Origin of the sequence: Methylobacterium sp. J-067, assembly GCF_022829465.1 — a bacterium.
GTDB lineage: Bacteria > Pseudomonadota > Alphaproteobacteria > Rhizobiales > Beijerinckiaceae > Methylobacterium > Methylobacterium litchii.
The window spans coordinates 1-9,059 of the sequence record NZ_JAKSXZ010000015.1 but is presented as its reverse complement, the minus strand read 5'-3'; the positions used below and the strand labels follow the sequence as shown (position 1 = coordinate 9,059).

Below are 9,059 nucleotides of genomic sequence, written 5' to 3'. Positions count from 1 at the left end.
AAGGACGAAGAACAGCAGCAGGTTGAGGTTGCCGAGGTCCATCAGGAAGGGCTGCACCGCCACCAGCGCCCCGGCGAGTCCGAGGCCGGTGGCCAGCGCGGCGAGCGTCACCTTCCAGTCGGCAGTTTCCAGCAATCGGATCAGGGCGATGAGGAGCATCAGCCCGAAGCCGACCGGCAGGGCGGCGGCGCGCCACGCGTTGTTGAGTTCCAGCGCAGGCGTCTGGACGAAGGCCTCCTCCCCGGCGAACTCGTAGGCCGGGTGGAGGACGAGGCAGACGAAGACGAGGCCCGCGACGAGGGCCAGCGTCTCGAGGAAGGCACGGGTGCGGGGTCCGGCCATGGCGACGAGCGCGGTCATGCGCATGTGCTCGGCCCGGCGGAAGGCGACGACGGCGCCGAGCATGGCGAGCCAGAGGAACAGGATGCCGGCGAGCTCGTCGGACCAGATCAGCGGCTCGTGGAAGACGTAGCGGCTGACGACGCCCGAGAGCAGCACGCCGATCTCGGCGAGCACGAGGAGGGCGGCGGGGATCTCGACGAGCCAGCCGATGGCGGTGTCGAGGCTCTTGAGCCAGCCCCGGGCCCGCAGGGGCGGGCCATCCAGGCCGATCCCATGACCGCCCGCGCCCGCAGCTTCCACCGCCGCGATATCCATCGCCATCCTCCCAAAGCCCTGTGCGGGGCCGGAGCCGGGTTGTCCCGGTCTCCGTACGAACACATCCCATACTTGCGCCGGCCCGGCCAGTGAACCGGCCTCAGCCGAGCCACGCCACCAGCGCCGAGACGGTGAAGACCGAGACGAGGTGCGAGACGAGGATCGCCCCCGAGGTGACGCCCGCCTGCAGCCCGTAGAGCTTGGCGAGGGTGAAGGGCCCGGAGCCGATGGGCAGGGCGCTGAGCAGCACCGCCGCCCGCGCCCAGAGGGGCGGCACGGGGAACACGTAATAGACGAGGAGGGCCGTCAGCGCCGGATGCACGACGAGCTTCAGCCCGACGAGGAGCCAGATCAGCTTTCGGTCCCCCGCCACGCCGCGCTCCTGCGCCAGGAACAGGCCGATGCAGATCAGCGCGCAGGGCGAAGCCGCGCCGCCGAGGAGCTTGGCGGAGGTGTCGAGGGGCAAGGGCACGGCCAAGCCGGTCAGCCCCACCGCGAGCCCGGCGATGGGCGCGAGGAAGAGCGGGTTGCGCAGCAGCGAGAGCAACACCCGCTTCACGGTGCTGCGCCGGTCGACGCCCCGCCGCAGGTCGAACTCCACCATCACGATGGCGGTGAGGAACAGGACGCAGGCGGTGAACAGGGTGGCGATCACCGCCGCCGGCAGCCCCTCCGGCCCGAAGACCAGCAGGCAGAGCGGGATGCCCATGAAGCCGACATTGCTGTAGCCCGCATCCAGCCCCTCGATGCTGGCATCGGCGACCGAGCCGCCCCGCCGCCGCCCGAGGCCATAGGCGAGGGCGAAGGTCGCCGCGATGCCGAGGGCGAAGGCCGCCGAGAAGCCGAACTGCCCGATCTCGGCCGGCGTGATCCGCGCCATGGTGGTGAAGATCAGCGCCGGCAGGGCGAGGTAGATGGCGAAGCGGTTGATGTTGTCGGTCGCCTCGCGGGTGAAGACGCCGAATCGCCCGCACAGGAAGCCGAGAAGGATCAGCGCGAAGATCGGCAGCGCCGCGTTCAGGACCGCCTGCATGCCTTGTCCGGGGAGGAAGGAGGAAGCGCGACCCCTACACGACCCTCCCGCCCCCGGAAACCGTGACGGCCGGATCTGTCAGGCTTCGGCCCTTCCCAACAGAGGATAGGACCCACATCATACGGGCCAGGGCCTCACAACGGGACCATCATGGATTTCACGATTCCCCCGCGCGTCGAGGATTACCGCGCGCGCATCGCGGCCTTCGTCGACACCCACGTCATCCCCGTGGAGCGGGACAAGGCCGCCTATGACGGCCACGGCAACATCGCGCTGCCGGAGCTGGAGCGCCTGCGCGGCCTCGCCCGCGCCGAGGGCCTGTGGTGCCTCCAGCTCAAGCCGGAGACCGGCGGGGCGGGCCTCGACAAGGTCGGCATGGCGGTCTGCTACGAGGCGATGAACCGCTCGATCTTCGGCCCGGTGGTGTTCAACTCCGCCGCCCCCGACGACGGCAACATGATGGTGCTGGAAAAGGTCGCCACCCCCGAGCAGAAGGCGCGCTGGCTCGATCCGATCGTGCGCGGCGAGGTCCGCTCCGCCTTCGCGATGACGGAGCCCCATCCCGGCGGTGGCTCGGACCCCGGCATGATCCAGACCCGCGCCGAGCGGCGGGGGGACACCTACGTCGTCACCGGCCGCAAGTGGTACATCACGGGCGCGGAGGACGCGGCCCATTTCATCCTGATGGCGCGGACCTCCGACGATGCCCGCAAGGGCCTCACCGCCTTCCTGTTCCACCGGGACAGCCCCGGCTGGCACATCGTCCGGCGCATCGGGATCATGGGGCCGGAGGAGCACGGCGGCCATTGCGAGATCGCTTTCGAGGGGCTGGAAATCCCCGCGCGCGACGTGCTGATGAACGAGGGCGACGGGCTCAAGCTCACGCAGATCCGCCTCGGCCCGGCGCGCCTGACCCATTGCATGCGCTGGCTCGGCCTGTCGAAGCGCTGCGTCGAGATCGCCCGTGCCTACGCCGCCGAGCGGCACGGCTTCGGCATCCGCCTCGCCGACAGGGAGAGCATCCAGCTCATGCTCGGCGACCTCGCCATGCGCATCGAGATCGGCCGGCTCCTCGTGGCCAAGGCCGCCTGGGCGCTGGACCGGGGCAGCTTCGCCCGCAAGGAGGTCTCCATGGCGAAGGTCCATGTGGCGAACCTCCTGCACGCGGCGGCCGACACGGCGATCCAGATCAACGGCGCGCGGGGCTATTCCACGGATACGCCCCTCGAATGGATCTACCGCTACGCAAGGCAGGCGCGGCTCGTGGACGGGGCCGACGAGGTCCACAAGATGGTGCTGAACCGCAACCTGGAAGCCGAGGGCGACGCCTTCTGGACCTGGGACGTGGGCGCGTAACAAAGGGAATGGTCGCCATGACGGACGTGGTCATCACCGGGGCCGTGCGCACGGCCATCGGCACCTTCGGCGGGTCGCTGGCGGCGATCCCGCCCTCCGAACTCGCCGCGCGATGCGTGACCGAGGCGCTCAAGCGCTCCGGGACCAAGGGTGAGGAGATCGGCCACGTGGTCTTCGGCCACGTCATCCCCACGACCCCGCGCGACGCCTACATCGCCCGCGTCGCGGCGATGGAGGGCGGCATCCCGCAGGAAGTGCCCGCAATGACCGTGAACCGCCTCTGCGGCAGCGGCCTGCAGGCCCTTGTCTCGGCCGCCCAATCCGTGATGCTGGGCGATGCAAACGCCGCGCTCGCGGGCGGCGCCGAGAGCATGAGCCGGTCGCCGCATCTCCTGTCGGCGGCCCGGTTCGGCCAGAAGATGGGCGACATCACCGCCGTCGATTACATGACCGGCGCCCTCACCGATCCCTTCGGCAACGGCCATATGGGCGTCACCGCCGAGAACATCGCAAGCCGCTACGGCATCTCCCGCGAGGATCAGGACGCCTTCGCCGAACAGAGCCAGTCCCGCACGGCCCGGGCCATCGCGGAAGGCCGGTTCCGCGACCAGATCCTTCCGATCCCGGTGCAGCGCAAGCGCGAGACCGTGCCCTTCGACACCGACGAGCACCCCAAGGCCACGAGCCGCGACGACCTCGCCAAGCTCCGCCCGGCCTTCGCCAAGACCGGCAGCGTCACCGCCGGCAACGCCTCGGGCCTCAACGACGGCGCCGCCGCCCTCGTGCTGATGAGCGCCGACAAGGCCGCCCGCGAGGGAAGGGCGCCGCTCGCCCGCATCGTCGGCTACGCCCATGCCGGCGTCGACCCGTCCGAAATGGGGATGGGTCCGGTCCCGGCCGTGACGCGCCTGTTGAAGCGCACCGGACTGCGCGCCTCGGACTTCGACGTCATCGAGTCCAACGAGGCCTTCGCCGCCCAGGCCTGCGCGGTGTCCCGCGCCCTCGACCTCGACCCGGACAAGGTGAACCCGAACGGCGGCGCCATCGCGCTCGGCCACCCGATCGGCGCCAGCGGGGCGATCATCGCCGTGAAGACCCTCTACGAACTCGCCCGCGTCGGCGGCCGCTACGGCCTCGCCACCATGTGCATCGGCGGCGGCCAGGGCATCGCCGTAGCCTTCGAGCGCGTGCAGTGAGGCGAGCATGAGCGGCATCTTCGACCTGACCGGCCGGCACATCCTCGTGACCGGCGCCTCGAGCGGGCTCGGGCGCCATTTTGCATCGATGCTGGCGACGAGCGGGGCGACCCTCTCCCTCGGTGCCCGCCGCGCGGAGGCGCTGGCCGAGACGGTCGCCACCGTCGAGGCGCAGGGCGGGCAGGCGCAGGCCGTCGTGATGGACGTCACCGACCGGGCGAGCATCGAGGCGGCCCTCGACCGGGCCCGGGAGCGGTTCGGCCCGGTGGCCGTGCTCGTGAACAACGCGGGCGTTACCACCACGACCCCCGCCCTCGACCTCTCGGAAGCCGAGTGGGACGGGGTGCTCGACACCAACCTGAAGGGCGTGTTCCTCGTTGCCCAGGCCACCGCCAAGCGCATGGTCGCGGCGGGGCAGGGGGGCAGCATCGTCAACGTCGCCTCGATCCTCGGCCTACGCGTCGCCGGGGGGCTCGCATCCTATGCCGCCTCGAAGGCCGCCGTGATCCAGTTGACCAAGAGCCTCGCCCTCGAATGGGCGCGCCACGGCATCCGCGTGAACGCCTTGGCGCCCGGCTACGTCCGCACCGAACTCAACGCCGCGTTCTTCGATTCCGAGCCCGGCAAGGCCCTCATCAAGCGCGTGCCGCAGCGCCGCCTCGGCGAGGCCGGCGAGCTCGACGGGGCGCTCTTGCTCCTCGCCTCGCAGGCCGGATCGTACATGACCGGCTCGGTCCTCGCCGTCGATGGCGGCCACCTCGTCTCGGGGCTGTGAGCATGGACGAGACGCGGCTCAGCGCCTGGATCGCCTCACATCTCGGCATCCCGGATCTGACGATCGAGGAGAGCCGCCCCCTCGGCGGCGGCTCGATCCAGGAGAACCGCCTGATCCGCTGCCGGAACGGGGAGGGGGTGCGGGAGTTCGTCCTGCGGAGGGACGCGGCCGCCACCATCGCCTCCAGCCGCTCCCGGCGGGAGGAGTTCCGCCTGCTCGAAGCCGCCCACGCGGCGGGGGTGCGCGTGCCCGAGCCGGTCGGCTTCTGCGACGATGCGGGGGTGATCGGCGCGCCCTTCGCCCTGATGGGACTGGTGCCGGGCGTGGGGCTCGGGCCGCGCATCGCCAAGGACCTTACCCTCGGCGGCGACCGTGAAACCCTCGCCGAAGACCTCGGCCGCGAACTCGCCAAGATCCATGGCGTCCTCGATCCGCGCCAGGACCCGCCGCCGGCGCTCGCCTTCCTCGGCCCGCCCGAACCGGATCCGGCCCGCGCCGAGATCGCGCGCCTGCGTGAAAACCTCGACGGGATCGGCGCCAAGCGCCCGGCCATCGAATGGGGCCTGCGCTGGGCCGAGGCCGCCGCGCCGTCCTGCCCGGCGCCGGCCCTCGTCCACCGGGACTTCCGCACCGGCAACTACATGGTCGATGAGGCCGGTCTGACCGCGATCCTCGATTGGGAATTCGCCGGCTGGGGCGATCCGGCCCAGGATCTCGGCTGGTTCTGCGCCGCCTGCTGGCGTTTCGGCCGCCTCGACAAGGAGGCGGGCGGCATCGGCTCCCGCGAGGCGTTCGAGCGCGGCTATCTCGCCGGGGGCGGGCAGCCGGTGGACCGCCCGCGGGTCGCCTTTTGGGAGGTGATGGCGCATCTGCGCTGGGCGGTGATCGCCCTGGAGCAGGGGGCGCGTCATGTCTCGGGGCGGGAATTCTCCCTCGAACTCGCCCTTACCGGGCGGATGGTGCCGGAACTGGAACAGGCGATCCTCGCCGCCACCGCCCCCGCCGCCTGGCCCCGGAGCCATTCCGATGCGTGACGACCCCTCCGGTGCCGACCTGATCGACGCCGCCCGCCGGGCGCTCGCCGAGGAGGTCGTACCCGGCCTCACCGGCCGCCCGCGCTACGTGGCACTGATGGTCGCCAACGCGCTGGGTATCGCCGCCCGCGAGATCGGCGAGGGGGATGGGCTCGCCGCCGCCGAAGCCGACCTCCTCGCCGGGGAGGGAGCCGATGCGCTCGTCCGTGCGATCCGGGAGGGGCGCCGGGATGCCGACCCTGCGCTTCATGCTGCGTTGTTGAAGCGGGCCGCCATCGCCGGGCGGATCTGGAAACCGCGCAGCGGCCGATGACTCCTCGACTCTGCATGAAGTAGAATCGTTCAAGAGCTATCGACGAAAGACTGATCTACTTGAGTGCGGCGTTTCGCGAATCCTGTAGGCCGGATTCGAAATCCGGGCGCAATAGGGTTCGATGCACGATCCTCTAGCGGGAAAACTTTCACGCTACGTACCGCTTTCGGTGGCCGATCGGATGTGGTTGGCGGAGGCGCTCGGCCCCGCCCGGAGCATCGCCGCCCGCGCCGACATCATCGACGAGGGCGACGACCCGCATGCGGTCAACGTCATCCTGGAAGGCTGGGCCTGCCGCGCGCGGCAATTGGCCGATGGCCGCCGCCAGATCGTCTCGCTGCTCCTGCCGGGCGATTCCTGCAACCCGCACATCTTCCTGCTCGACCGGATGGACCACGCGATCAGCGCCGTGACCCCCGTCGTCTACGCCTCGATCCCCGGGGCAGCCCTCGAGAGCCTGACCGCGCGCAGCCCCAACCTCGACCGCGCCTTCCAGCGCGAAGCCCTGGCCACGGCGGCGATCCAGCGGGAATGGACCGTGAGCCTCGGATGCCGCTCTGGCATCGAGCGCCTCGCCCACCTGTTCTGCGAGATGCGCGCCCGCCTCGCGGCCGTCGGCCTCGCCACGCGCACCACCTGCCCGCTGCCGCTGACGCAGCACGACCTCGCCCATTCCCTCGGCCAGACCAGCGTTCACATCAACCGGACGCTGCAGGAGCTGCGCGCCCAGGGCCTGATCACCCTGCGCAGCCGCCGCCTGACGATCCACGACCCGTCGCGTCTCGCGGAGCTGGCGCATTTCGACCCCGCCTATCTCCACTTTACCGTGGGCATGGACCCACCCCCGATCGAGCCATGAGTGCGCGTCGCACAATCGAGGTGTCTGACTTCGAACGGGATGACGAAGGGCAGCCCATGACTAACCCGGGAGACGTGAGGGACCGCCTCTCGGCCGTGGAGGCCGACAACGCCCGCCTGCGGCGGCTGCTCGACGAGGCGGGCGTCGCGGACAACCTGCGCCATGCGCTGCGGGATACGATGGCCCTGGTGCGCCGGGTGATGTGGCGCTCGGCCGAGACGTCGCGCGATGTGGAGAGCTACGTCGCGCATCTGGAAGGCCGGCTCGACTCGCTGATGCGGATGCGCGGCCGCACCGATGCGTTCGGCGAGGCCGATCTGCACCTCCTCATCACCGAGGAGCTGATGTTCCACCTCGTCCGCGAGGGGGAGCGTGCCGTGATCGAGGGCCCTTCGCTCCGGCTGCGGCCGAAGCCCGCGCAGGCCATGGCGATGGCGATGCACGAACTCGTCAGCAACGCCGTCGAGCACGGCCCCCTCGACGTGCCGGCGGGTGCGGTCGAGGTGCGCTGGCAGGTGGAGGACGAGGCGGGCGGGCGGATGCTCACCCTCGTCTGGACCGAGCGGGGAGGGGCGATCGACCCGGACTCCGCGATGCAGCACGGCTTCGGGCGGGAGGTGCTGGAAACCCTGCTCGCCTACGAGCTGGGCGCCGACACGTCGCTGGTCTTCGCGCCCAGCGGCCTGCGCTGCACGATCCGCCTGCCCTTCACCGACCGGATCGGGCGGATCGCGCAGGATCCGCCCGACCCCGCCGAGGGGTGAGAGAAGCAGACCAGGGTTGCGTCAGCGGCGACGCACCCGCGACAGCAGGGCGAGGGCGAGGCTGATTAGGCCGGACGCGGCGGCCAGGATCGCGGCATCCTGCGGCATCGGGGTCAGGTCGGCATGGCCGGTCGTGGCGATCCACAGCAGGCTCAGGCCCATTGCCACCGGCACACTGAAGCACAGCGCAATGAAGGGAACGACGATCATCAGGTACCTGCCGGGCGGTGAGCCTCGCCTGTGTCCGGAATGGTCCGCGCCCTCACCGGGACGCGAAGTCGTTGTCATCGCACAACTTTCAGGGGTGATGGGATCGTCGTCCCGGCGTTTCCCACCGCAAAGACTGCGCAGGCGGACCCGTCCACGGAGCGGCTGAGGCGCGACAGCGCGACGAGGTGAGGGGGCCAGGCACGGACTGGCGAGGCGCGAGAGGTCTCCCCATTTGAGACCCGTGGCGTCATCGGAAGCCGGCTGAGATTTTTGCCGGCGGCTTCCCGGACGCGATTGACAGCCCATTCGCGCCAGCCTATACGACCGCCTCCCGACGCGGCCAGCAAGCAATCGCGAGCCGCCAGGGCAGACTTCTAAAGACAACGACAAGCAAACAAGGCACTTGCCAAGTCAGTTTGAAGTTGTTAGAGACTAAATCGCTCGCTGAAACGAGCGGCGCTCTTTGAAAAGTAAATCTGAGAAAGAGAAACGCGGACGGCGTTTGTCCTTGCGGACCTGGCGAAAGCCGGGTCGATAAGAGACTAAGCTGTCCAACGTTTCGTACTCACAACCTCGGATGGAAACATCCGAAACGTTTGTGAGTCTTCGTCAAATGTTGTGATCAGCTGAGATCATTCTCTTTAACGTGAGAGTTTGATCCTGGCTCAGAGCGAACGCTGGCGGCAGGCTTAACACATGCAAGTCGAGCGGGCCCTTCGGGGTCAGCGGCGGACGGGTGAGTAACGCGTGGGAACGTGCCTTCTGGTTCGGAATAACTCAGGGAAACTTGAGCTAATACCGGATACGCCCTTTTGGGGAAAGGTTTACTGCCGGAAGATCGGCCCGCGTCTGATTAGCTAGT

General features: G+C 69.7%; 10 protein-coding genes and 1 rRNA gene. 8 read left to right on the top strand and 3 right to left on the bottom strand.

What is annotated here, in order from left to right; all coding sequences use genetic code 11:
• Both MKK52_RS00425 and MKK52_RS00420 read right to left on the bottom strand, forming a co-directional pair.
• Positions 1-663, bottom strand: a 663-nt coding sequence (locus MKK52_RS00425) for a TRAP transporter small permease (protein WP_243951778.1), incomplete at its 3' end; no start/stop codon positions are given.
• A 94-nt stretch (positions 664-757) separates the two neighbouring features.
• Entirely contained in the window at positions 758-1,690 is a 933-nt protein-coding gene (locus MKK52_RS00420) for an AEC family transporter (RefSeq protein ID WP_243951777.1), read from the bottom strand.
• Positions 1,691-1,840: 150 nt separating this feature from the next.
• Here MKK52_RS00420 and MKK52_RS00415 point away from each other — a divergent pair, with 150 nt between their 5' ends.
• The 7 genes from MKK52_RS00415 to MKK52_RS00385 all read left to right on the top strand — a co-directional run bounded on the left by MKK52_RS00415 (position 1,841) and on the right by MKK52_RS00385 (position 7,987).
• Positions 1,841-3,046: an acyl-CoA dehydrogenase family protein gene (locus MKK52_RS00415; protein WP_243951776.1), complete on the top strand. Its 1,206-nt coding sequence runs from the start codon at positions 1,841-1,843 to the stop codon at positions 3,044-3,046.
• A gap of 17 nt (positions 3,047-3,063) precedes the next feature.
• Complete coding sequence (locus MKK52_RS00410; RefSeq protein WP_243951775.1) at positions 3,064-4,242, top strand: acetyl-CoA C-acyltransferase family protein; 1,179 nt, start codon at positions 3,064-3,066, stop codon at positions 4,240-4,242.
• Between the two features lie 7 nt (positions 4,243-4,249).
• Entirely contained in the window at positions 4,250-5,017 is a 768-nt protein-coding gene (locus MKK52_RS00405; RefSeq protein WP_243951774.1) for an SDR family NAD(P)-dependent oxidoreductase, read from the top strand.
• Positions 5,018-5,019: 2 nt separating this feature from the next.
• Positions 5,020-6,051, top strand: coding sequence for a phosphotransferase family protein (locus tag MKK52_RS00400; RefSeq protein ID WP_243951773.1), 1,032 nt, complete (start codon positions 5,020-5,022; stop codon positions 6,049-6,051).
• A complete protein-coding gene (locus MKK52_RS00395) occupies positions 6,044-6,364 on the top strand; it encodes a DUF6285 domain-containing protein (RefSeq protein ID WP_243951772.1) in 321 nt (106 codons plus the stop codon). The genes MKK52_RS00400 and MKK52_RS00395 overlap by 8 nt, the downstream gene beginning before the upstream one ends.
• Positions 6,365-6,485: 121 nt before the next feature.
• Entirely contained in the window at positions 6,486-7,223 is a 738-nt protein-coding gene (locus MKK52_RS00390) for a Crp/Fnr family transcriptional regulator (RefSeq protein ID WP_243951771.1), read from the top strand.
• Between the two features lie 56 nt (positions 7,224-7,279).
• Positions 7,280-7,987, top strand: a complete 708-nt coding sequence (locus tag MKK52_RS00385; RefSeq protein WP_243951770.1) for a sensor histidine kinase — start codon at positions 7,280-7,282, stop codon at positions 7,985-7,987.
• 21 nt (positions 7,988-8,008) lie between these two features.
• Here the strand turns inward: MKK52_RS00385 and MKK52_RS00380 are convergent, their stop codons facing one another.
• On the bottom strand, positions 8,009-8,197 hold the full coding sequence (locus MKK52_RS00380) for a hypothetical protein (RefSeq protein ID WP_243951769.1): 189 nt from the start codon (positions 8,195-8,197) through the stop codon (positions 8,009-8,011).
• A 642-nt stretch (positions 8,198-8,839) separates the two neighbouring features.
• Here MKK52_RS00380 and MKK52_RS00375 point away from each other — a divergent pair.
• A 16S ribosomal RNA gene (locus MKK52_RS00375) occupies positions 8,840-9,059 on the top strand; the annotation flags it as partial.